This window comes from Rhodococcus sp. B50, from assembly GCF_013602415.1.
Classification (GTDB): domain Bacteria; phylum Actinomycetota; class Actinomycetes; order Mycobacteriales; family Mycobacteriaceae; genus Rhodococcus.
In genome coordinates, this window is the sequence record NZ_WPAG02000003.1 from 383,774 (window position 1) to 407,430 (window position 23,657).

The 23,657-nt window shown below is 65.8% G+C and carries 23 protein-coding genes and 1 pseudogene; 14 read left to right on the forward strand and 10 right to left on the reverse strand.

The features are described 5' to 3' along the window. Nucleotides 1–66 precede the first annotated feature (66 nt). The gene (locus GON09_RS26160; protein ID WP_213934897.1) at nt 67–768 is read left to right on the forward strand and encodes an MspA family porin; all 702 of its coding nucleotides are present in this window, start codon (nt 67–69) and stop codon (nt 766–768) included. Between the two features lie 1,177 nt (nt 769–1,945). Here GON09_RS26160 and GON09_RS26165 read toward each other — a convergent pair. From GON09_RS26165 to GON09_RS29050, 4 genes are all read right to left on the reverse strand, one after another. Continuing rightward, on the reverse strand, nt 1,946–2,503 hold the full coding sequence (locus tag GON09_RS26165) for an RES domain-containing protein (protein WP_213934898.1): 558 nt from the start codon (nt 2,501–2,503) through the stop codon (nt 1,946–1,948). 1 nt (nt 2,504) lies between these two features. Next, complete coding sequence (locus GON09_RS26170; protein WP_213934899.1) at nt 2,505–2,942, reverse strand: antitoxin Xre/MbcA/ParS toxin-binding domain-containing protein; 438 nt, start codon at nt 2,940–2,942, stop codon at nt 2,505–2,507. 93 nt (nt 2,943–3,035) lie between these two features. Next, the gene (locus GON09_RS29045) at nt 3,036–3,323 is read right to left on the reverse strand and encodes a hypothetical protein (RefSeq protein WP_244867035.1); all 288 of its coding nucleotides are present in this window, start codon (nt 3,321–3,323) and stop codon (nt 3,036–3,038) included. Nucleotides 3,324–3,662: 339 nt separating this feature from the next. Beyond that, complete coding sequence (locus GON09_RS29050; RefSeq protein ID WP_244867036.1) at nt 3,663–4,010, reverse strand: ATP-binding protein; 348 nt, start codon at nt 4,008–4,010, stop codon at nt 3,663–3,665. Between the two features lie 9 nt (nt 4,011–4,019). On the opposite strand from GON09_RS29050, the gene GON09_RS26180 reads away from it, so the two are divergent. Then, on the forward strand, nt 4,020–4,229 hold the full coding sequence (locus GON09_RS26180) for a hypothetical protein (RefSeq protein ID WP_213934900.1): 210 nt from the start codon (nt 4,020–4,022) through the stop codon (nt 4,227–4,229). A gap of 349 nt (nt 4,230–4,578) precedes the next feature. Beyond that, nucleotides 4,579–6,039: a plasmid pRiA4b ORF-3 family protein gene (locus tag GON09_RS26185; RefSeq protein WP_307854553.1), complete on the forward strand. Its 1,461-nt coding sequence runs from the start codon at nt 4,579–4,581 to the stop codon at nt 6,037–6,039. A gap of 63 nt (nt 6,040–6,102) precedes the next feature. On the opposite strand, the gene GON09_RS26190 is transcribed toward GON09_RS26185, so the two are convergent. Next, entirely contained in the window at nt 6,103–6,261 is a 159-nt protein-coding gene (locus GON09_RS26190; RefSeq protein WP_213934902.1) for a hypothetical protein, read from the reverse strand. A gap of 925 nt (nt 6,262–7,186) precedes the next feature. Here GON09_RS26190 and GON09_RS26195 point away from each other — a divergent pair. The 4 genes from GON09_RS26195 to GON09_RS26210 all read left to right on the forward strand — a co-directional run bounded on the left by GON09_RS26195 (nt 7,187) and on the right by GON09_RS26210 (nt 10,596). Beyond that, nucleotides 7,187–7,531, forward strand: coding sequence for a lycopene cyclase domain-containing protein (locus tag GON09_RS26195; protein WP_213934903.1), 345 nt, complete (start codon nt 7,187–7,189; stop codon nt 7,529–7,531). Next, on the forward strand, nt 7,528–7,866 hold the full coding sequence (locus GON09_RS26200; protein WP_213934904.1) for a lycopene cyclase domain-containing protein: 339 nt from the start codon (nt 7,528–7,530) through the stop codon (nt 7,864–7,866). The genes GON09_RS26195 and GON09_RS26200 overlap by 4 nt, the downstream gene beginning before the upstream one ends. Nucleotides 7,867–7,960: 94 nt before the next feature. Continuing rightward, nucleotides 7,961–9,541: an FAD-dependent oxidoreductase gene (locus GON09_RS26205; protein ID WP_213934905.1), complete on the forward strand. Its 1,581-nt coding sequence runs from the start codon at nt 7,961–7,963 to the stop codon at nt 9,539–9,541. Then, nucleotides 9,538–10,596: a DUF5914 domain-containing protein gene (locus GON09_RS26210; protein ID WP_213934906.1), complete on the forward strand. Its 1,059-nt coding sequence runs from the start codon at nt 9,538–9,540 to the stop codon at nt 10,594–10,596. The genes GON09_RS26205 and GON09_RS26210 overlap by 4 nt, the downstream gene beginning before the upstream one ends. A gap of 301 nt (nt 10,597–10,897) precedes the next feature. On the opposite strand, the gene istB (GON09_RS26215) is transcribed toward GON09_RS26210, so the two are convergent. From istB (GON09_RS26215) to GON09_RS26225, 3 genes and pseudogenes are all read right to left on the reverse strand, one after another. After that, nucleotides 10,898–11,743, reverse strand: coding sequence for an IS21-like element helper ATPase IstB (istB, locus tag GON09_RS26215; RefSeq protein WP_213934907.1), 846 nt, complete (start codon nt 11,741–11,743; stop codon nt 10,898–10,900). Further along, nucleotides 11,740–13,120 (reverse strand): annotated as a pseudogene (locus tag GON09_RS26220) (IS21/IS408/IS1162 family transposase). Before GON09_RS26220 ends, istB (GON09_RS26215) begins: the two are co-directional and overlap by 4 nt. A 166-nt stretch (nt 13,121–13,286) precedes the next feature. Then, the gene (locus tag GON09_RS26225; RefSeq protein WP_213934767.1) at nt 13,287–14,852 is read right to left on the reverse strand and encodes an ISL3 family transposase; all 1,566 of its coding nucleotides are present in this window, start codon (nt 14,850–14,852) and stop codon (nt 13,287–13,289) included. Nucleotides 14,853–15,225: 373 nt separating this feature from the next. On the opposite strand from GON09_RS26225, the gene istA reads away from it, so the two are divergent. Both istA and istB (GON09_RS26235) read left to right on the forward strand, forming a co-directional pair. Continuing rightward, nucleotides 15,226–16,767, forward strand: coding sequence for an IS21 family transposase (gene istA, locus GON09_RS26230; protein WP_213931741.1), 1,542 nt, complete (start codon nt 15,226–15,228; stop codon nt 16,765–16,767). 46 nt (nt 16,768–16,813) lie between these two features. Beyond that, nucleotides 16,814–17,578, forward strand: a complete 765-nt coding sequence (gene istB, locus GON09_RS26235; protein WP_064257733.1) for an IS21-like element helper ATPase IstB — start codon at nt 16,814–16,816, stop codon at nt 17,576–17,578. Nucleotides 17,579–18,156: 578 nt separating this feature from the next. Here istB (GON09_RS26235) and GON09_RS26240 read toward each other — a convergent pair. Continuing rightward, nucleotides 18,157–18,309, reverse strand: a complete 153-nt coding sequence (locus GON09_RS26240) for a hypothetical protein (RefSeq protein ID WP_213934908.1) — start codon at nt 18,307–18,309, stop codon at nt 18,157–18,159. Nucleotides 18,310–18,735: 426 nt separating this feature from the next. On the opposite strand from GON09_RS26240, the gene GON09_RS26245 reads away from it, so the two are divergent. Both GON09_RS26245 and GON09_RS26250 read left to right on the forward strand, forming a co-directional pair. After that, entirely contained in the window at nt 18,736–18,906 is a 171-nt protein-coding gene (locus GON09_RS26245) for a hypothetical protein (protein WP_213934909.1), read from the forward strand. Between the two features lie 145 nt (nt 18,907–19,051). Next, the gene (locus GON09_RS26250; protein WP_213934910.1) at nt 19,052–20,002 is read left to right on the forward strand and encodes a phosphatidylserine/phosphatidylglycerophosphate/cardiolipin synthase family protein; all 951 of its coding nucleotides are present in this window, start codon (nt 19,052–19,054) and stop codon (nt 20,000–20,002) included. 136 nt (nt 20,003–20,138) lie between these two features. On the opposite strand, the gene GON09_RS26255 is transcribed toward GON09_RS26250, so the two are convergent. Next, entirely contained in the window at nt 20,139–21,386 is a 1,248-nt protein-coding gene (locus tag GON09_RS26255) for an IS256 family transposase (RefSeq protein WP_213934911.1), read from the reverse strand. Between the two features lie 498 nt (nt 21,387–21,884). Between GON09_RS26255 and GON09_RS26260 the strand changes: the two genes are divergently transcribed. From GON09_RS26260 to GON09_RS26270, 3 genes are read left to right on the forward strand one after another with little or no spacing between them, the layout of a single operon-like run. Next, nucleotides 21,885–22,214 carry an ArsR/SmtB family transcription factor gene (locus tag GON09_RS26260; protein ID WP_213934912.1) on the forward strand — a complete coding sequence of 110 codons (330 nt, stop codon included), beginning with the start codon at nt 21,885–21,887 and terminating at the stop codon, nt 22,212–22,214. Further along, nucleotides 22,214–22,930, forward strand: a complete 717-nt coding sequence (locus GON09_RS26265; RefSeq protein ID WP_213934913.1) for a cation transporter — start codon at nt 22,214–22,216, stop codon at nt 22,928–22,930. The genes GON09_RS26260 and GON09_RS26265 overlap by 1 nt, the downstream gene beginning before the upstream one ends. A gap of 25 nt (nt 22,931–22,955) precedes the next feature. Beyond that, nucleotides 22,956–23,297, forward strand: a complete 342-nt coding sequence (locus GON09_RS26270) for a DUF3703 domain-containing protein (protein WP_213934914.1) — start codon at nt 22,956–22,958, stop codon at nt 23,295–23,297. Nucleotides 23,298–23,657 lie beyond the last annotated feature (360 nt).

Here is a 23,657-nt window from a genome sequence, read left to right on the forward strand (position 1 = left end):
CAGCCCGAGACCGTACATCCCCGACTCCTCGCTGCGCGCGAGACCCGACCTCGAGAGTAGAAAAACATGAAGACCAGCGTCATCAGCGGCCTTCGCCGCGGCCTCAAGGTGGCCGGCATGGGCGCGACGATCGCCGTTGCCCTCGGATTCGCTTCCGCAGGTGCCGCCAACGCCGATACCTTCGTCCCACTGCCGGACGGAAACATCTCCCAGACCCTGCCGGACGGCACCGTCGTGACCGTCACGCGCACCGGCGAGACGGCGAATATCTCCCCGTCGATGGGGGCCACGCCCCTGCACCGCAACGTCTGGGTCTCCGGCAACGCGAAGGTCGAGCTCAGCGGACCGGGCGCGAAGATCGGTGGCCGCATCCAGCCCGGCTACATCGTCGCCTGCCAGCTCTCGCTCACCGCGAATCTCAACGGTGGTCTGAACGCAGGTGGTGGCATCACCGGTACCGCGACCGCGACGACACAATCCGGAACCCTCGGCGCCAATGCCGGTGCGGGAATCACTCTCGCACCCAACCAGGCGTACGACTACAAGGTCATCGACATCACCACCACCGACGCGTTCGGCGCCGAGACGCACCGCAACTTCAACACCTTCAAGGGTGCGAGCGGCAGTGTCACCTGGGGCGACACCACCCTCGGCGTCACAGGCTGCGCGGGCTACGCTCAGGCTCGCAGCTATGTGAAGGTCACCGTCGACACTCCGACGGCCACCCAGCAGGTCACCCTGTGGGGACAGCCCTTCAGTATCGGCTGACCGACCATGGGGACTGCCCCGCTGCCGAGAACCCTCATCCTCTCGACAGCGGGGCACCCTCGCTCGAAACCAAAAGCATTCGTACAGATCCGGCACTTCTAGCGGCGGGCCTCGATAGTTGACGGACCATCCCGGACAGACCATCCCACATGTGCGGTCCCGGGTGCGGTCACGATCCAACCGGGCTCGTCGACGGCTGTGTGAACAAGTCCGAGCAGGGTCCTCTCGACACGTCCACCCAGCATTGCCGGCGGTACGCACCCTGCGTGTAAGGCGTGCGGCATCACGATCACCGATAACGCGGGCCTTATGTCAAGCGCGGCCTGTCGTCGGTGCGGGTCGGACACATGGCGGGTGACCTGCACCGACAGATCGCCTCGCTTCGTGGCGGCACGAGCGGTGGAAATGTCGGTACTTCGTGCCGCTGAGAGTTTCACCCGGACGGGCATACTCGCTGCTCGTCATCCCCGCGATCGTGTCCCGAAGCATGGTCGGGAATCGGCGAGGACAACGGAGGTACCCCAGCCCGCAGCGCCGCATCGTCACAGGGCGGGGACAAGCGAAATGACGACCTCGATCGCATGGTCGGGTGTGACTGTCACGACCGGCAGACCGAGGTTCGGATTTCCCAGAAACGTCAGGCCCGGGCGCAGTCGCCGCAGTTCGTCGTAGGCCTGGTCCAGGCGAGCAGCGGTGACTGCACGGCGTTCACACCGCCTCCGAACCCGAGGTATGCGATATCTCCGGGTGCGCTGATCCGGAAGGGGCAGCAGTATCCCCGTCCGGATATGCAGCGTCGAACAGTCGCGGGGTGTTCACCTCGAACACCACCGGGGCCGCGATCGACCGTTTCACACAGCGGTATCCGGACGCGGTGATGGTTCACACCCCGAAGCATGCCTCGTGGCTGAATCAGGTGGAGATCTACTTTCGATGGTGCAGCGAAAGGTGCTCACGCCCAAAGAGTTCCCTGATCTGGCGGCGGTTGAGCAGCGTTTGGCTGCGTCCGAGGAGCGCGATCAGGCCACGGCGGCACCAGTTCTACTGGCGCTACACCACAACTGATCTACGTCGACAACTGTCACATCTGGACGACTACGAGACCGCTATCGCTGATCGGTTGGCTGCATGCCCCCCGATGAACGTATGGGGAGGACTACTAAGGACCCGGTAGCGATCACACCCTGACTCGGTGAAGCGCTTTCGCAGCATCGACAATCCCCGGATGATCGAGATCCAACACCTCTACACGAACCACATCCGGACGCTGCCATGACGCCAGCACCGTCCACACCGGACGGTGATAAGACCACCACGACACCGCCTGCCACGCGCGATCATCCGAATGCGGATCCGTCTCCGACCAGATTTGATGCCCCCACCCCTGGGTGACCGACAGGTTCCGGGTCACCACCTGAGTCGGCCGCAAGCCGAGCCGCACCAATTGCGCCGGGTCATCGAGATCGAGAATCCGCAGATCGTCCGGTAACTCGAAGACCCCCAATGCACGGCGCGCACCGGGCACCTGGGGGAACTCGAACATCGACACATCCCAGCGAACGAGATTGCCGAAAGTCTCCCCGCACGCCGCCTCGGCGTAGCGCGAGACGTACCAGACGTGATAATCGGGGTGATCGATACGGCCGCCGCGCTGCGGACGATGCTCGTACAGCGGGTGCCCAGGCTCACCGGCCGCGGCAGAAGACAGATACGGAAAGACTCGGTAGACCAGCACGTCAGGCGGCCCCACCCCACGTCTCGGCATCCAACGCTTCCAACACCGGTGCCGGCCCCGACAGTTGCAGCACATCGATCGGGCGACCACCGTCGAGATAGACGTTCGCGCTCTCCAGCCAGGTCCGCGCCGCCTCCTCCCCCCACACCAGACGAGCCCGCGCCAGCACATGCTCGAGGTCGATCAGCAATGGCGCCGCACCCGGACCGGGCCGCTCCTCCCCTTTGACCCAGCGAGACGTTTGCGAACGGTTGACCCCCACGATCGCCGCCAAACCAGCCCCACCGAACTCCTCGGCTAGATACCGCACCCGCTCGGCAGACAACGGATCATCAGCGGCGACACGCCCCGACACCGCGCGACGAACCGCGCGGCCTCCAGCAGAGCGGGGCACATGGCCCGGTCCGGCGGCAGACGACTTCTTCTTCGTAGTGGACATACTCCCATACTACCCAACATTTCCGTTGGGCAGAAAGGCTGTCCTGACCAGAAGGCCAACAGAGGGGTCATTCGCGTTCCCTTCCGATGTCCGTCACATGTCGCTGACACCGCTGGCGGTTGTCCCCATCAGCTCGGCCACCTTGCCCGACCGAGGTGCATCTTCACCGGTGGCGGCGAGGGCCCTCAGGTAGCGGCGTTCCCTCTCCGTCGCCCGATTCCACCAGGAAAGAAAGAAACCCTCATCGAGGTGGCGTCGCCCGACCTCGACGGCAAGTTCTGCGTCGTCTGCTTGGAAGGGCGCCTCCGGTGCGAGGTTCCAGATGGCCTTGCCGTACTCCTGTAGAAAGTATGGGTAGCCACCGCTGGCGGTGACGAGCACGTCGAGCGCATCGTCGGTGAAGTCACCTCCGTGGTGACGAACCGGGATTCCCAGAGCATCGGCGGCGTCTTCATCGAGGGGACCGACTGTGCTGTACAGGAACTGGCGTTCCGCGTAGGAGCGGTTCTCGGCCAGGATGGCAGGCAGATCGGGAAGACCGGCGCCGATAAGGAAAACGGCCGTTCGCGTTGGCCGGCCCGGTGCTGGACGGTCAACAGCGCCGAGAGCAGGTCGGTGTCGAGGTCGATGTCACCACTCGAGGCGGCGGGTTGACAGGTGCCGACGTGACGGTGACCGGCCGGGGGCCGATTTCGAGGGAGAGTCCGTGGGCCAGCTCGATCAGGGGTCGATGAGTTTCTGGATCTTGTGCTTGCGGCTGTACCGGCGCAAGCCGACCGTCAGTTCCTGGCCCAGCTTGGCGCGCACAGCGGCGGTACCGGCAGCGTTGGGTCGTGCTTCGATACCGATAGTCAGCCAACCCTGCCGGTCGGCGTGCTCGGCGAGAGTGTTCAGCACGGTCGTCTTACCGACTCCACGCAGGCCGGACAGGACCATGCCTCTGTCGTAGTTGCGTCGTGCGCTTCGAGCGACGAGCAAGTCGAACGCCGCGATCTGCTTGCCCCGGCCTTCCAGCGCGGGAGGACGCAACCCTGATCCGGGCTTGAACGGGTTCAGCTCCAGATCCATAAGTCGGGTATGGAAATTTCCCATACCTGCCCATACAACCCCGAAGTTCCCCCATCTGCCGTCCTACACCAACTCGACGCGTTCCTGGACGCACCCCTGGATGGCGCGGACCGTCTCACGGATCTGCAGATTCTCGAGCAGCAGCATGTCGACTTCGTCGAGCTGCTCGGAGAAGACGGTCAGTCCGGAATCGTCGCAGGCGCCGAGGAACCCGGGTAGCTTCTCCGCAACCTGAGATATCTCGGAGGAGCTGGCGGCCGACGTCGTCGGTCATGCGGAGCAGGTCGGTGAACCGGATGAAGTCGCATGCCGTTCGCTGCCGAGCTCGATGCTGCCCCGACCCGGAAAAGAGACTCTCTGCGGCGCCGCGATCGGTCGATACCGCTCCGCGTTCGGAGGACATCCGGGTGAGAGTTCGGTGACTATCGTCGGCGTCCCACCATCAATCGGCCACGCTCCTGCCTTAACGCGCCGAGCGAAGGTACTGCGAAGATAGTCGCGGCGACGTGCCGCACAAGCGCACCGCGGCGAGCCGCTCGGCATGCCGGCCACCGTCGATGGTTCACTGGTGATCGTGGCGACCCCGGACGATCCCCGCGAGCACGCCGAGCAGTTGATGGCAGCGCTGACCCCTCAGCAGCGACAGGCTGTGGTGGAGGCGCTGCGCGCCCACGGCGCCCGGGACTGGCTCGACGACATGCTGCGCACCCCCGAACCTGTCATCGGTGAGCCACCGGCGCGCGCACGTGGCTTCCGGATCCGGCTGGATCTGCTCGGCACCACCCCGCCGGTGTGGCGACGACTCGAGGTGCCCGGCGATCTGACCCTCGACCGAGTGCATATAGTCATCCAGGCCGGGATGGGCTGGCTCGACAGTCATCTACACCGCTTCCGTACCGGTAGCGATCCCCGCTCCCCGTACTTCGTGACAGCCTTCGATATCGAGGAAGGCGAGGACGGTGTACTCGAAGACACCGTCCGACTCGATCAGCTGCTGACCGAGCCGGGCGACCGCCTCTGGTACGACTACGACTTCGGTGACGGCTGGCACCACGTCCTGAAAGTGGAAGCAGTACTCGACGAACCTCCCACCGAGGTGCGCTGCACCGCCGGCCGCAGGGCCTGCCCACCTGAGGACTGCGGAGGTTTGTGGGGGTATTCGGAGCTGGCAGCCTGGGTCCGGGGTGGGTGTGACCCGGCAGCGGTCCCCCCGCCGTTCGACGACATCGATGACGCTCGTAGGTGGCTACCGCTCGACTGGCATCCCGACCGGTTCGATGTCGCCGACGCCACCGCCGCGATCGCGGCGGCAATGACCGCACCGGTGCCCGTACCCGAAGAGCTCGCAGCGTTGCGCGCACGACTCGAACGCCGCGCAGACCCGACGCTGACCCACCTGCTGGAGCAGTCGGCATCGCACCCTGTGCTCCCGATCGGTGAAGTAGAAGCCGCACAGCTGCTCGAGCCATTTCTCGTGCTGCTCGACCTGATCGGCGACGGGGTCCGGCTGACCAACGCCGGCTACCTACCACCGGCGCTGGTCGAGCAACTCGCCGACCGGACCGGGGTGAGCAGCTGGTGGATCGGCAAGGCGAACCGCGAGGACCTGACTTGGCCGCTTGCACGTCTACGCGCCAACGGGCGCGCCCTCGGGCTGGTCGGTGTGCGACACGGCCGGTTGACACCGACTGCGGTCGCACGACGATCCCGTGATCGACCCGTGGCACTGTGGCAGCACATTGTGTCCCGACTGCCCCTCGGCAGGACCGACTTCGACCGACACGCCGGCTGGTCGACCTTAGCCGTCGTTGCCGCCGGTATCCCGACCGAGCACTGGCACACCGAGATCGGCGCCGTGCTGCAGGGACTCGGATGGCGCTCGGAAGGTCGTGGATTTCTCGCTCCGGCCGCCGTCGCCAACCCCACACTCGACGCTCTCGAACTCCTCGCCGGCACAACACGCCGCGGGCGGCTCACCGACACGCACCCGGCCGTTACGGCCACCGCCCGCGCCGCGATCGGCCTGTGACCACCACAAGGTCCACAAGACCAGCATGTATTCCCTACGCCGGCGCACCCGAGGTGGGCGCGGTCAGAGGATGGTGTAGCCGAGCTGGTGGGCTGCCGTGGCGCCCCCATCGGCGAGCGCGGGATGAGCAAGGGGCAGTGACAGTTCCGGCCGAGGGGCGAATGCGGCGGCGGCGAGCAACCGACGTCCACCAGACAGCTGACCATTCTCAGCGGAAGACATCCCGTCGCCCATGGCAGATCCACCACTTCACCGTCGTGAACCGACCGCGACCCGAGCCGACCGACGTCGATCGGTTCGTCAAAGGTCTCCCGGTCAACCAATGTTGACCAGACAGTAGGCCACCCGAACACCCCTCACCGGGAGATCGACAGCACAGCACAACGCAAGGTAGGCGCACGTCGCAATCAAGGAAACAAAGAGGTCGTCACCTGACCAGGCCAATCCGAGAAGCCAGCCACGATCTCGGGGACCGCGCCCTCGGCCGAGTCCTGTAGCTGCTCCCGGCGCCGGCGATACGGACGCTCGTCGAATGGCCCAGTGCAACGGACACCTGCTCGCCCTCATCAGCGCCCACGAGCAGATAACGCAGCTCCACCCGATCACCGGAACGGCGCGCGTGTACATCGAGGAAATGCATCACCTCCGCCAGACCAGCATCTTCACCGAGAGCCGGCGAGTAGGTGCGCTCTTCCCAGCGCACAGGGGATGCGAAAGGCCACATCCCGAAGAGTTATCGTCACCCGAGACCGGTGCTGCTGCCGAGCGGCTCCCCATGGCAGTCGAATCGACATCGAATACACCAGAACGCTGGGCCGCCGAGGACCCTATAGGGATGCCCGTGGGGTAGTCGCCGACGAACAACGTCATCGATTCGAGCACCGTACGCTCACGATCGAACGCCGCGCGTGTCGCCTTCTGCAATTTTCTGCACCGTTTGGGCATGGCCGGCCTGAGGTCGTGATTGGCTGTGTTCGCAGGTGCGTGCTCGACACGCGTCGGCGGAGTGACAAACAGCGCTGGGATCGTGGTCCGAACTGTGCTCGGCTGCGACGCTCCTGGCAGATCAGGAGTCCGTCGGTCGCGGCCGAAATGCCCCTGCTGGACGCGAGCCGCATCGACTCCTTCACCCTGAACGGAGCGTGAGATGGATTCCTGGCATTACTTATTCGTCTTGGCGGCCTGCTTGATCGTGACCGCTCCCCTGGAGTGGGGGGCACGGATCTATCGGCAGCCGGCCCGCGTCGTCCGAGCTGTCGCACCGGTGGCTGTCATCTTCCTGGCCTGGGATGTGCTGGCCGTTACTGCCGGGGTCTGGAGCTTCAATCCCCGCTACGTCACTGGGGTGGAACTACCGGGACACCTCCCGGTCGAGGAAGTCTTGTTCTTCGTCGTGGTTCCGTTGTGTGGGCTGCTCACCTACGGCGCTGTCGAATTCCTGTTGGATCGGGTACCGCAGGGTCGACGGCGAGCCGGGCGGCAACCGTCATGACCGGTCTCGGGTACACCCTGCCTGCAGCGATCGCGGTCCTGGTTGTATGTCTCGCCGAGGCAGTGATACTGCGTACCGGCCTGTTCCGTCGGCCTGCCTACTGGCTGAGCATGATCATCGTGCTCGGCTTCCAGATTCCGGTCGACGGCTGGCTCACCAAGCTCCATGCGCCAATCGTGATCTACAACGATCACCACATCAGTGGTGTTCGCTTCCCGCTCGATATCCCGATCGAGGACTTCCTGTTCGGCTTCGCATTGGTCACTGCGGTGCTGCTCGCATGGGAGCCACGCCGTCACCAGCGCGCCGACCGGAAACGGACAAGGGTGTCATGACGACCACCGAAACGCGATGTCGCAGGATCGATGGGCACCTGTCGACCATCTTCTCCCCGCCCGCATCGAGGACCGCCGGCGAAACAGGATCACGATGACATCCCATGCTCAGGCCGATCCGCGGTGTATCCGGCATCGCGCACCATCGGGTCTGCCCGACGCCGCACTGCTCCCGACGCGCCCGCACGTAGTTGTCGTCGGAGCCGGTATCGCCGGACTGGCGGCCGCGACCGGCCTGGCAGAACGCGGCGTGAGCGTGGACGTCGTCGAACGCGAACACTACCTCGGTGGACGGGTCGGAGGCTGGACAGACCACCTCGCCGATGGCACCCCGGTCGCGATGAACCGTGGATTCCACGCCTTCTTCCGGCAGTACTACAACTTGCGGGCATTGTTGCGCCGCACCGACCCTGAACTCCGCTTCCTGACACCACTCGACGATTACCCCCTGATCGATGCACACGGTCGACGAGACAGCTTCCGCGGTCTGCCCCGCACACCGCCGTGGAACGCGCTTGCCTTCGTGCTGCGCAGCCCCACATTCGGCGTGCGCGACCTGATGCGCATCAACCGTCGCGCGGCGGCACCACTGGCAGCGGTGTCGGTTCCCGACATCTATCATCGACTCGATCAGTTCGACGCCGAGACGTTTCTGGAACGGATCAACTTCCCTGCCGCCGCCCGGCACCTGGCATTCGAGGTGTTTTCGCGCAGCTTCTTCATCGAACCGGCGCACATGTCCGCGGCGGAGTTGGCCACCATGTTCCACATCTATTTCCTCGGCTCGAGCGAGGGCCTGCTCTTCGACGTGGCCGACACCAACTTCGATGAGCTGTGGTCGCCGCTGCGCGAGTACTTGACCGCAGGGCAAACCCGTTCCCTCACCGGCACTGTCCGGTTTCACACCGGTGTCGATATCGCCGCCATCGACACCACCACCGGCGCACCGTTCCGGCTCTTCGACACCACCGGCACCTGGGTGGACGCCGACGCGGTGGTCCTGGCCACCGACGTCAGCGCGCTCCGCCGAATCGTCGGGGCCTCACCCACCCTCGGCGACACCGCCTGGCGGGCCCGGATCGAACGTATGGGCACCGCGCCCGCATTCCTGGTGCAGCGACTCTGGCTCGACCGGCCCGTCAACGAGGACCGCCCGGCATTTCTGGGCACCGGCAGCCTGCGTCCGCTCGACAACATCAGCGTCGTCAACCGCTACGAAGACCAAGCCCGCCACTGGGCTCATCGCCACGACGGATCTGTAATCGAGCTGCACGCCTACGCTCTGCCCGAGACCGCGACCGTCGACCCCGGCCGGGCCGCACTGCGACAGCAGATGTTGGCGCGACTACACGCCCTGTATCCCGAAACCGCGGACGCCCGCATCCTCGGCGAACGACTGCAGTACCGACGCGACTGCCCCCAACTCGGTCCCGGAGACTTCGCCTCCCGGCCCACCGTGGCCACCCCGCACCGCGGACTGGTTCTGGCCGGGGACGGAATCCGAATCGACCTACCAGTGGCATTGATGGAACGTGCCGCCACCACCGGTTGGGCGGCAGCTAATCACCTGCTCGCCGAATGGGGCGTGCGCGGCCACGACCTGTATACGGTGCCCACCCATGGCCGATCGGCACTGCTCCGACGACTGGCCACTCGAGAAAGCTACACGCCATGAGCATTCTGGAACCTCTGTACCGGCGGTGGCCTCCCACCTGGCCGCTGCAACCGATCCCGCCGACCACCTGGGCCCGGCAACAACCCACCTACCAGGCTGCCGATCCCCGCTTGATCACAGCGGTCCTCGATCGATCGCAGCAACGACCTTCCGGTAACTGGTATGTATTCGCCGCCAGCGACACCATCCACAGCGATCGTCCGTTGGGCGCCACCGTCGCCGGCATCGAACTCGTCGCCTGGCGCGACTCTCGGCAACAACTTCATGTCGGGCCCGGCGCCTGCCCCCACCTCGGCGCGCCCCTGGCATCGGCGGTCCTCGACTGCGACACCCTGGTGTGCCGCTGGCACGGGTTACGCCTAGGCCCTGATGCCGGGCACGGTTGGGCCCCGTTTCCCAGCCACGACGATGGCGTCCTGGCCTGGGTCCGTCTCGACCACATCGGCAACGAACCCTCACTGGACGCGCCGATCATCCCGGCACGACCACCGGCCGACACCCACCTGGCAGCCGTGGCGACCCTCACCGGAGTCTGTGAACCGGTCGATATCATCGCCAACCGGCTCGACCCATGGCACGGCGCGTGGTTTCACCCCTACTCCTTCACGCACCTCGAGGTCCTCGACGCACCCAGCCGCCACGGCACCGACGACGACAACGACCGATTCGTTGTCGCTGTGACCTTCCGCGTCGGCGGCCGGCTCGGTGTCCCGGTGAAGGCCGAGTTCACCAGTCCCGAACCTCGTACCGTCGTCATGCGCATCGTCGACGGGGAAGGCACCGACAGTGTCGTCGAAACCCACACCACACCTCTGGGCAGCGGAACCGACGGACATCCGCGTACCTGCGTCATCGAGGCCGTCATCGCCGACTCCCCCCGGCCCGGCTTCGCCGTCGCACGCCGTGTTCACCGGGCCCTCTCTCCAGTGCTTCGCAGCGCGGCCATCCGACTGTGGCGTGACGACCTGGCCTACGCTGAACGGCGTTATCAGCAACGCAGTTATCAGCAACGCAGTCTGACCGGTCGCGGTATCGGTTCCCGATTGTCGCCGTAAAACGTCGACTCGTCGGCCAGTAGCGTAGGCATTGGTTTCTCGGCTCGCGTGGCGTAACAAGCTGTGCTCCGCCTGACCGGAACCGGGCTCACCTGCCCCTGCGAGTGTCGAGACCCGCTCCAAGGCTCCGACGAGCGAGGTCCGCGCAGGTTCAGGACCTGTGCTCGGCCAAGCGCACCGCATGCGCCACCGGCAGTGGACAAAGTCCGCGGCGGGACGACAGGCTGTTACAGCCAGTATGACGAGGCTCAGGGAAAATCCCCAGCTGTGCTCAACGAAAATCCCCACCTGTGAGCGGTGTTCACTGTAGCGGTTGTCGGGTTCCGGTGGTGGCTTTGCGGAGGTTCTCCGAGCGTGCGTGATGATCGCGCAGCCGGTAGGAATCGCCGTCGAGGTTGAGCACCACCGACCGGTGGAGGAGCCGGTCGAGCATGGCGGCGGCAACGGTCGTGTCACCGAGGACCTCACCCCATTCCCCGACACCCCGATTGGTGGTCATGACGATCGAGGTCTTCAGATAGCGTTGCGCAACAACCTGAAACAATGCCGATGCCGCCTCACCCGGCAACGGAAGATAACCGAGTTCGTCGATCACCAGCAGGGTCGGGCCGGCGAAGAACCGCATCGTCGTCGCCCACCGACCCTCGATCGCAGCGCGATGACAACGAGCGGCGAGATCGGCCGCGGTGGTGAAATAGGTGCGATACCCGGCATGGACCGCAGCGCGGGCCAAACCCACCGACAGGTGCGTTTTCCCGACCCCGGGCGGGCCGATGAGCAGCACATTCGTCGCCGTTTCCAGGAACCGGCAGATCCCGAGTTCGGCGATGAGCCGTCGGTCCAGGTTCGGGGCGGCATCGAAATCGAAGTCCTCCAACGAGGCCGGCGTCGGCAGGCAGGCGAACCGCAACCGCCCGGCCAACCGACGCGCCTCGGTGGCGTCGACCTCGATCGCCAGCAACTGCTCCAGAGCGGCGGTCATCGACAGGTTGTCCTTCTGAGCCCGGTCGAGCACCGACGGCAGCGCTTCGGCGGCGTCGTGCAGTTTGAGCACGGCCAGATGCCCGCGCAACCGCTGGTAGAGACTGGCCGCCTCGCTGGTGTTCGGCGGCGGGATCGGGTCCGTCGTGGCCGGTGTGCTGTTCATGCGAGGGTGTTCCTTCCGCGGGCGGCCCGCTCGTAGGTGGACAGGTCGATCACCGTCGAGGCGGAGGTGGCCGGCGCCGGATCGGACTCATCGGACGACGACGCTGCCACCTCGGTGGTGCTGCGGCGCAGTGCGTGTGCCGCCTCGACCGCCTCGGGTCCCGGTGGGATCCGTTCTTTGCGGCGGTGCGGGCGACCACCGGTGCCGGCGGCGGCCATCGCCACCTGTTCGAGCGCATGGACGTGACCGTGGTCGCGGACCATCACCCCGGCGCCGTCCGGCGCCAGGCGGTGTCGCGCGATGGTGATCTGCGAGGCGGTGACGATGTCGATGACCTCCGATCCGAGCACCCGGGTGACGGTCACCTGCGCCGACGCCAACTCCGGCGGCACCGAATACCGGTTGCCGCGATAGGACACCAACGCCTGCCGCGACACGACCCGGGACTCGGTGAGGATCGCCGGATACGGCACTGTCGGCGGCGGCGACAACGCTTCGGCGGCGGCCAGGGCGCCCACGGTAGTGCGTCCGTCGGCGGTGCGGCGGACTCGGGTGTCGCTGCGCACCCGGCAGAACTCGTCCAACCGCGCCTGTGCCTGCTCGATGGTGACGTCGTCGGGCAGGGTGCGCCACCAACGTTGGGCGGCAGTATGGTTGGCTTTTTCGACGACGCCTTTGCGGTTGCCGGCCCGAGCCGGACAGATAGTCACCGTCACGCCGTAGTGTTTCGCGACGCCGGCGAAGCCGGCGGTGATCCGCCCGCTGTCGGGATGACAGACCGTGCTCATCCGGTCGAAGCGCCAACTGCGGGTCAGGCCACCGAGACCGCGGCAGATGCGGTCGAGACCGTCGACCAGATGCGGCTGGGTCATCGCCGGCGCCAAGACCCCGCGCCAGCGCCCGGAATGCGCCAGCGAGCCGACCAACAGATGCGCCATCGACCCCCACCCCCAAGAGGCGGGTGGGGGTCGGCAGATCGACCCAGTCCCACTGGGTTTCCTCACCGGGTGGATGCTCGATGACCGCGTTCGCTCGGTCGGTCGCGTTCGCGCAGTGCTCGCATATCGGCCGGAGTTCGCGGTCGCGGATCTGCCGGGTCAGCGTCTGATAGGACATCCGGTAGCCGAGCTCTTCGAGTTCGTCGCACAGGGTCCGCGCCCACAGATGCGGATCTTCCCGCAGCCGGCAGGTGATGTAGTCGACGAACGGTTCGAACGGGTCCGGCGCAGTGCGTTTGCGCACGCCGGGGGTGCGTTCGTTGTTCAGATAGGCCCGGATGGTTTTGCGGTCGCGGCCGGTGTGCCGGGCGATCGCCGAGATCGTCCAGCCTCGTTTGTGTAGGGCGTGTACTTCCACATCGTCCTCCCGTGTCAGCATGAGAATGCGGGTCTCCTTCGGCTGGCTGATGTGTGGTCAGAGACCATCAGCATCGGAGGAGACCCGCCCTCGTTGGCGGTGCCACACGGGTGGGGAATTTCGATGAGCGTTACTGGGGAATTTCAGGGATCTGGCGCACTTTCCGTGATTCGTTTGGCGCACTTGTTCATACGTAATGGACGACGCGCTTGCGGAGCAGGTCGAAGTTGGCTCGCCCGTACATCTGTCGTTTGAGCATCTTGATTCGGTTGACGTGCCCTTCGACCGGGCCGGAACTGTAGGCCATAGTCAGTCCCGCGGTAACGGCATCGAGGTCACGGAGCAAGCCTGCCGCGAAGGACCGCAACGCGGGCGCGCCGTCGCGGCGGGCGCGGGCGATCCACTCCTGCACCTTGTGACCGCGTCGGCCGACCATGATCTCGGCGAAGTCCCGCACGAGCCGGCAGGTGGTGGCCAACGCCGGGCTGCGCGTAAGCAGGGCTTGTCGGCCGGTGCGGTCCTCGTCGGTGAGACGATCGGGATGGCGAGTGAGCCATCCGGTGACCTGCCGGACGCTCGGCGCGGCGGGGCGCGGCGGCGCTGGGGCGGCCGCATCGCGCAGCGGATAGACGAATCGTGCGACGGTCTTGGCGCTGCCCCGATATCCGAGTGCGGTGATCTCGCGGGTGAGCCGTGCGGCGTCGAGACACCCGCCATCGATGCGTTCACGCAGGTAAGGCGCGTACTCGTCGAGTATGCTGCGGCCCTTTCGCGCAGTGGAGATCAAGGCGTGGGCGTCGGAAGCGCGGGCGAAGCGGCGGACCGTCTTGGGATCCAGTTCCAGGATGCGCGAGACGTCGGAGAGTGTGCGTCCCTGGGTGAGCAACTCGTGTACGGCAGCGTGGCGTTCGATGGTGCGTGTGACGATACGGTTCTCGACCGGCCCGGTGCTCGGAGGCGGCGTCGTTCGGTTCGGTCCGACGACGGTGGTTTCGGTGGGGGTGTGCAGGTCGGCGCGGTGGCGAATGACGGTCTTCTCCACCGCACCCACCAGGTTGTGCCACAGGTGCCAACGATCGGCAACCTGGGTGGCCTCAGGAGCGCCGGTGCCGATGCCGTCGGCGTACGCGCCGGCCCGATCCCGGCACACGATCTGGACCTCGGGACGGCCACGCAACCACGTCGCGACGGTGTCCGCGGTGCGGTCGGGCAACAGATCGATCGGGGTACGGGTGGTCATGTCGATGACGACGGTGCCGTAGACATGGCCCCGGCGGAGCGCGAAGTCGTCGATACCCAGAACCGGTACCTCCTCGACGGGCCGATCGGGGATCGCCCGAACGGTTCGCAGCACGGTGTCGCGGCCGACCGCGACGCCGAGCTGGTTCGCGAGCCGGGCGCCGGCCCGTCCGGCCACCGCCAATCCGATCGCCTCGATCATGGCCGCCGCTGCGGGCGTGCGCCGGCTCCACGGAAGCGTCAAACCCGAAATTTGCTCGGTGAAGGTCTTTGCGGCGCAGTCGGTCGTGTCGCAGAAGAATCGGCGGACCCGAATGTCGATCAGGACCGGATACCCACCGATTGCGGTATCGGCCAGTTGCCGACGATACCGAGAATGCACGCGACGCGCTTCGCCGGCACAACGTGGGCACGACGCCCGCTCACCCCGCGGCCGAGCCTCGATGCGGATGGTCGCACCTACCCGCCGGACGTCGAGAACATCGACACTGTCCAAATGCGGGAACAAGTCCATCCCGCCGTCTTCAGCGCACCCGGACGATACTCAACCACCGATGTCGGTGCAGGTCAGCGACACGCCAGAGGCTTCACGGAAAGTGCGCCAGATCCAATTTCAGCGAGCGCCGTCAAGTACACAAGTGCCCGCTGCTTACGCTTAAAGATCTCGCATGTAGGCCGGTCGTCGGAGAGAAGATCTGTCAGCGGTCATGCAATTCCCCAGGTTGAGGGGTCGGCCCGTCACGTAATTCCTCACCCGGCCGTCACGTAATTCCCCACCTTTGGGGCGTGTCGGCCGGGGTGTGGGTGCTGCTGCAGGTTCGCTTCTTCCCAAGGTCCATCTCTAGGGCCTGGGAAGGGGCCCGACGGTGGCAAGGAGAACGTGGACGATGACCGATCTGATAGAGCTGTTCCGGCACTGGCATGCCGGCCGCTCCCAGGTGCAGATCTCGACAGCCCTGGGACTCGACCGCAAAACCATCCGCAAGTACCTGGCTCCAGCCGTGGCGGCGGGGTTGACCCCGGGCGACGGTGAGAAATTCGACGAGAACCTGTGGCGCGAGTTGATCACGTCGTGGTTCCCGGAAGTGGTGGACCCGACAGCGCGAGCGGTGACCTGGCCGGCCATCGCCGCCCACCACACCTGGATCGAGGGCCAACTCGACGAGTCGGTGACCGTGGCGACGATCGCTCAACGCCTGCGCGACGACCGCGGTGTTCCGGTGTCGGAATCGACCGTGCGGCGGTATATCGCAACACGATTCGCCGATCGGGTCGCAGCATCGAAAGCCACCTTTCCCCGTGGTCCGGTCCCGCCGGGCGACGAGGGTCAGGTCGACTACGGCAAGCTCGGGATGTGGCGCGATCCGGCCACGGACCGGCGGGTGGCGGTGTGGGCGTTCGCGATGATCCTGGCCTGTTCACGGATGCTGTTCGTCCAGCCGGTGCTGCGGATGGATCAAACCTCCTGGTGCGCCTCGCATGTGGCCGCGTTCGAGTTCTTCGGTGGCGTCCCGGCGCGGATGGTGTGCGACAACCTCAAAACCGGAGTGGATCGGTCCGATCTCTACGATCCGCAGATCAACCGGGCCTATGCCGAACTCGCCGACTTCTATCAGGTGCTCATCGATCCGGCCCGGGCCGGCAAACCCAAGGACAAACCACGCATCGAACGGCCCATGCCCTATATCCGGGATTCGTTCTTCCGAGGCCGCGAGTTCACCTCGCTGACGCAGATGCAGGCCGCCGCGCTGACCTGGTGCACCGATGTCTACGGCCGGCACCAGCATCGCGGCCTCGAGGGCGCACAACCGGCAGCGGTGTTCGACGCCGTCGAGAAAACCGCCTTGACGCCGTTGCCGCCGCGGCCGTTCGCCCCGGTGGTCTACTCCACCGGCAAACTCGCCCCGGACTGCCACGTCAAGGCCGGCAAGGCGTTGTATTCGGCGCCGTGGCAGCTGATCGGCCGACGATTGCTGGTGCGCACCAGCGGCGATGTGGTGCAGATCTTCCACGACGAGCAGGTCGTGGCCACTCATGTGCGTCGCCCGTCGGGACGGGCGACGAATCCCGAGCATTATCCGCCGAAGAAGACCGCGTTCACGTTGCAGACGGTGGTGTGGTGCCGGGCCCAGGCCGAGCAGATCGGGCCCGGTGCGGTCGCGATCGTCGACGAGTTGTCGCAGATCAACGCGATCCATCGACTGCGGTCGATCCAAGGCATCGTCCGACTGCGGTCGCGTTACGACGATGCTCGCATCGATGCGGCCTGCGCCCGGGCCCTCGAGGTCGGTGATCCGCGTTATCGCACGATCAAGGGCATTCTCGTTGCCGGCACCGAACACGACGGGCAGGACATCGCCGATGCCGGGATCACCGCGCCGGCGTTGCTCCGTGGGCCGGCTGCATTCGACACCGAACGTTCAGCGTGAGGTCTGTTGACCGACTACCTATTTCCCTTTTCAGGAGGACTCTGTCATGACGATTCACGATCCCAGCCTGCGTGCTGCACTGAAGACATTGAAGCTGACCGGCATGCTCGACACTCTCGATGCGCGCCTGGCGCAGACCCGCGATGGGCAGCTCGGGCACCTCGAGTTCCTGCAGGTGCTCTGTGAGGACGAGATCGCCCGCCGGGAAACCGCCGCCTTGGCCCGGCGGGTGCGCCGGGCCAAGTTCGAGCAGCAGGCCACCTTCGAGGACTTCGATTTCACCGCCAACCCGAAACTCCCGGCCGCGATGCTGCGGGACCTCGCCGCCCTGCGGTGGCTCGACGCCGGCGAGTCGGTGATCCTCTACGGGCCTGTCGGTGTCGGCAAAACACATGTGGCACAGGCACTTGGGCATCACGTGGCCCGCCGCGGTGGGGACGTTCGGTTCGTCAAGTGTTCCCGGATGCTCGCCGATCTGGCCGGTGGACACGCCGACCGCACCATCGGTCAACGGATGCGCGAGTACACCCGGCCGCTGGTGTTGATCATCGATGACTTCGCGATGCGCGAGCACACCACCACCCAGTCCGATGATCTCTACGATCTGGTGTCCGATCGGGCGATCGCCGGCAAGCCGTTGGTTCTGACGAGCAACAGGGCCCCGAAGGACTGGTATCCGCTGTTCCCGAATCCGGTCGTGGCCGAGTCCCTGCTCGATCGGTTGATCAACACCAGCCACCAGATCCTGATGGACGGCCCGTCCTACCGGCCACGCAAACGCCCCGGAAACCGCACCGCGGCCGCGAACTGAACCAACCCGGGCACCGGTCCGGCTACCCTCGACTCAGCACACCCGGACATGGGGAATTCCGTGACGGAAACCCCTGGGGAATTACGCGACGGTCGACAGAAGATCCAAGATCAGCTCTTGGTCGACCATGCTTCCCCCTGTGTGAGAATGGTCAAACTTCTTCGAAGGTGCCGGCGCTCAACGAACGCCGATCAGGCGTACTTTCCATGCGGCAGGTCCAGCTATATGACGGTTGACAGTCAAGCGGGGGCGGCATCTCGCCTTTGTCGCGGGCGCGGATGACACGACTGAAGACGACGGCGACGGTCACCGATATGGCGAGCCACGCGACGATCAACCAGAAAACCCAGTTCACATGGCTGACAACGATCCGAAGGGCCCTTTTGTTACCGATGAGTAGCTAAGTCACCCGCGAAATCACCCGCTCGGACGACACCGCCGCGACACCTTGATCGAATGGCCGATACGCCAAGTCGTAGCCCGATGGCCTCCGCTATCGTCGGGCCCCCGCCGCTCCTCACCCCCGCAGGAACGGCGAGCGGTGGGCTATTTATAGACCTGATCCGCTGGTCGCCGCGCTACACGAGGCCGCGGCGATCCATCTCCGCCTGGCAGTTCTTGATCGAACGGGCGATGTCCTCGCGTGTGGTGGTGTCGTCTGCGTCCCCGTCGGCGGTCGTGAGCAGCGCGGCGCATAGCCCGAGTAAGTGGGTGGGAGGGCTCGTCGTCATCCAGATCTCGCGGTGAGATATGCACACGTCGAGCATGGGCGTGTGGAACCCATGCTTCAAGCATCAGTGGCTATCCCCGTGCCGGAGTGCCCGATCCGTGGCCCCCTGCCCCAGGCAGAGCACCCCGGCCCCTCGAGTCTGCCAACGGGTTGCGCCGAAGTGCATAATTTTTCGCTGAGAATGCAACGGCCGACCCGGAAAGGGCCGTGTGACCTCAACAAAGAACCCCGCCGGCAGGGGCGTACCTGCCGGCGGGGCCTCGACCACCGCGCAGGGGGTGGCGGTGGTACTGGAGAGCCTACCGAAAAGGGCAGGAAACAAAAAGTGATCTTTCGGTAAAGCAATGATGTCTAGGCCGGCTTCTCCCGGGGTACAAAACGGGGGTTGTTGTCTCCGAACGGGCAAGCTCCCGAGAAAAGTGGCGGTATGTACGCGTGGCTCAGGGAGGCGCCGACCGCGGTGCTTCAGAGGGCGGAGGATCTTGCGGTCGAGCTGGCGCAGCGTCACTTCGAGGCGGATCACCTGCGGGGTGCGCTGGAGGAGTATCGAATTGCGCAGGTGTTCGGGGCCGAGTTGAACAGGCGTAGCGAACGTTGACCACACCATTCTCGGTGCCTGCCACCCGGACAGCCCGTCACCTATCCCACGATCGGTGATCTCGTCGCCGACGCCGGCCACATGCACTGTCGGCGTTGTTCACTTCCCCTGTCCGAGGTGCACGGCACCGCTAGGGTGACCGGATGTGGGCACGACCCTGCACGCACCCCAGCCCTGGCCACACATCACTGCGGCCCTGCGCAGCCACGGACCCCGCCGAGTGGCCATCGCCTATCTCGACCACACCGGACCCGAACTGCTGCCCCTGCGCGCCGGGGACCAGTTGATCGTCAACGCCGCCCGATCCGCCGTGCGCGCGCACGCCACCTCCCCCACCGCCCTCGCCCGATTCCTCGATGCCGGGGTGCAGGTGCTGTCCACGCCGAACCTGCACACCGGCCTGATCGTCACCCCTGTGAAGGTGATCGTCGGCCCGGCCAGTGCGTCCCACGCCTCCACCGTTGCGGACGAAACCGCGCTGGTCACCGACGATCCCGCCGCCATTGCCGCCGCCCACGCGTTCCTCGACAGCCTGACCGACACGATCGAGGTCGACGAGGTGTTCCTCGACAGCGCCACCGCGATCTGGCAGCTCGGCCGGGTGGTGCCGCTTGCCGGGATCGGCAGCCGCACCCGCACAGGCCACGACTTTCTTCCCACCCCGGTACGCCGGATGTTCCTGCTCCACACCCGCGACTACACTCCGACCGCGGAGGACGAGACCCGCTGGTCGGCACCGGCGCCGGGCAGGGGTGGGCCCGATCCCCGCTACCACCTCGAATGGATTCGCCGGAACACTCCCGGCGCCGATCGCCGTAGCCGTCTCGAACCTGGCGACGTTCTGCTTCGGATCAGCGACGACGACAGCCGGCTGTACCCGCCCGCGGTGGTCGAGACCGGCCCGCACCGCCTCCCCCACACCCGCCGCGCCGTGGTCTACCGGGTGCGCACCCGCACCGACCTCGACCCGATCGTCGTGGCGGACGCCGCACGCAGCCTTGTCGAGCAGGGTCACCCGAATCCCCGGCTGCACCACGACCACCGGGTCATCTCCCCACGTCTGCGGGCCGCGCTGCTGCGGTTGTGGAAGCTGTGACCGCAGGCTTGATCGCGTGAGGGTCCATGGCGGAAAAGTCCGGGTAGCGGACATCTTGCGACGATAGTGCCCCGTGGAGTGGTGGACTTCGGATCGGCCCGCGGCATGCGTGGTGATCGACGAGTCGCGGTGAATACTATGCTGTTTCGCTTGAACCGGTCAACGACACCACCGGCTCGGTAGCGTGCTGCTTGGCGGCGATCACCGCCCGGAGCTCGTCCATGCTTACATCCGAGACGTAGCGGCGGGTGACCTGCCATTCGTCGTGCTGTTCGATGACCACCGCGGTCGCCAGGCGCAGGAATGCCACCGGATTCGGGAAGATCTCCACCACATCGGCTCGACGCTTGATTTCCTTGTTCAACCGCTCGATCGGATTGTTGGACCAGATCTTCTGCCAATGTGCCTTCGGGAACGCAGTGAACGCCAGCACATCGTGTTTGGCCGCTTCCATCAACGCCGCGACCTTCGGAAACGACCCGGAGAAGGTGTCGGTGACCTGATCCCACTGCGCGGCCACCTCGACCGGGTCGGTGTGCGCGAAGATCGTCTTGACCGCGGCCATCACCGGCGGCACTTGCTTGGCCGCCACCGACGCCCGGATGTTGCGCATGAAATGCACCCGACACCTCTGCCACGACGATCCCGCGAACTGCTGCATCACAGCAGCTTTGAGCCCACTGTGCGCATCGGAGATCACCAGATGCACCCCCGACAGACCCCGGGCCTTGAGGCTGGTGAGGAACTCACGCCAGAACTCGAACGACTCCGAATCACCGACCGCGGTGCCCAACACCTCCCGGGTGCCGTCGATCGACACCCCGGTCGCGACCACCAGCGCCTGGGACACCACGTGCGCCCCGACTCGGACCTTGCAGAAGGTGGCGTCGAGGAAGACGTACGGAAAGCTCGTGTGCGTGAGCGTGCGCTCCCGGAAGCGAGCGATCTCGGCATCGAGGCCGGCGCAGATCCGCGAGACTTCCGACTTCGAAATCCCGGATCCGACGCCCAGTGCACCGACCAGGTCGTCGACGCTGCGGGTCGAGACGCCGTGCACATATGCCTCCATGACCACCGCGTACAGGGCCTTATCGATCCGCCGACGGCGTTCGAGCAGCGACGGGAAGAAGGAGCCGGACCGCAGCTTGGGGATCTTCACCTCGACATCGCCGCTGGTGGTGGCCACGGTTTTGGTGCGGTGCCCGTTGCGGTGGGTGGTGCGGGTCTCGGTGCGCTCGTATCGGCCGGCACCGAGCTTGTCGGTGGCCTCGGCTTCGATCAGCGCCTGCAGGCCGGTGCGGATCAGTTCGGCGAACACGGTGGCGCTGTCGGCACCGGTGAGTGCGTCGAGTTGAGCGAGCAGTGCAGAATGGTCGTGGGTCATCGCGTGGTTGCTTTCTGTGAGTCACTTTGGTCGGTAACTCGTTGATCACTACGCGATGGCCCACTCTCGGCGAGGGAGCGACACGCCACGGACCTGGCCCGATGCCCTCAACCGATTCCCACCACTCCCTGGGACTTACCCCTTGCGACTTCGTGTGACCGACCCGAAGACGCATAGGAACTATTTGGCTGACGCTCGCCGGAGCAGAATCCTGACGGCGGATCATGGCAGCGTTGAGTGCCTCTGCCCTCCTGGCGCTCCGGTTGCCTTGTCCGTCGGCCTCGCGGAAGCACGGCGAGCGTCGGCGCCGCGCCCCCGGCTGGAGGTCGGCGAAACAGTTCGGGGCCAACACTGTGCGCAGCGCTTGGAGTGACTCGGCCGTGGGCGCTGTCGAGGACGTTCATGCCACGCCGTTGGGAACGAGCGATGCCGAGCTCCGCCGCCCGCATCGACAATTCAGGATTTTCTGAATACAGAAACCAATGTACTGTTGGATTCATGGAGACGCTGATTCATCGCGACGCCCTCGCTCGCTTCGGATACGCCCTGTCCGACACGACCCGAACGCAGATCCTGTTGAATCTGCGTTCGGGTCCGGGGTACCCGTCGGAGCTGGCCGAACAGATCGGGGTCTCGCGTCAGATTCTGTCGAATCACCTTGCTTGCCTACGCGGCTGCGGTTTGGTCGTGGCGATTCCGGAAGGGCGACGTAACCGCTACGAGTTGGCGGATCCGCGCATCGGACGCGCTCTCGACGATCTGGTCGGGCTGGTGCTCGCGGTCGATCCGGCCTGCTGCCCCGATGCCGCCGACGACGGGTGCTGCTGATGCCCACCCCGCACAGTGTTCCCACTGCCCGGCCGCCCACGTCGGATCGGCGGGCGGTGCTGGCGCGGCGGATCCGGTGGCTTGTCGCCGCCACCATCACCTACAACGTGACCGAGGCCGCCGTCGCAATCACCGAGGGTGCGCGGGTCTCGTCGACCGCACTGGTCGGGTTCGGCCTGGACTCGGTCATCGAGGTCTCCTCCGCCGCCGCCGTCGCGTGGCAGTTCGCCGGCGAAGATCCCCAGGCGCGGGAGAAGACAGCGTTGCGGATCATCGCCTTCTCGTTCTTCGCGTTGGCCGCCTACGTCACCGTCGAGTCCGTTCGCTCGTTCGCCGGGACCGACGAGGCCGGCCATTCGACCGTGGGGATCGCCCTGGCCACTGCGAGCCTGCTGATCATGCCGGTGCTCTCGTGGGCACAACGCCGCGCCGGCCACGAACTCGGCTCCGTCTCGGCGGTCGCCGATTCCAAGCAGACCCTGCTGTGTACCTATCTGTCCGCGATCCTGCTGGCCGGACTCCTCGTGAACAGCTTGTTCGGATGGTCGTCGGCCGACCCGATCGCTGCGCTGGCCATCGCTGCGATCGCCGTCAAAGAAGGAATCAACGCCTGGCGCGGCCACACCTGTTGCCCCACAACGCTGACCACTGACGGAACAGAGTGCAGTGATCACTGCTGTGAGGACCGGAACGCCGCGTCCCGACGCCAGCACTGACGAGACGAACAAGGAAGGTTCGACGATGTCCCGGATGACCCCGGCCGCCCACCGCGTGTACCGACAGGAGATGGCCGCCGCGAAAAACGCCACCAGTCCACAAGTGCGGTGGCATCACCTCGAACGCGCCCATATCGCCTCCCAACCGGACCCGTGGCTGCACACCTGCAACCACGTGGCAATGCTGGCATCGGCACTGCGCCAACGGGACCGACGCGAAGCACTCGGTCAGGTACTGCGCATCGTCGTCGCGGCACCGGGATCGCTCACCGGCCGCTATCCCGACGGCAACACCGGCCGCGTCGCCGCCGGTCTCACCACCCCTATGCCGATTCCGGCCGATCTCGCCGCCGCACTGTCCCGCTGACCTCAGGCGCAATCACCATGCCGCCACATAGACGGGTGTATTCCGGTCGATCTCGAGTGAGTCATCCATATGCTCTACAGAAACACCGACCACACAGATCAGATGGACTGTGAGACCTCTTGGGCGCGATTGTCTTCCGCCCATGCCGGCACGCCCCGGTCGTTGGACAAGAATCGCGAAACGACACTGTGCGCGGTGAAGTGGTCGAGGACTTCGGGGCGGATCAGGCGTATGGCAAAGACCAGCTGACGACGCCGGGACTCAGGTGCGTCGAGGATGGGTTCGTGGTGAGCTACCCGATTGCGGAACTCCCGAAGATCCCTCAACGTGCTGTGGACCTCGGCGCGGTCGGTGTTCGGT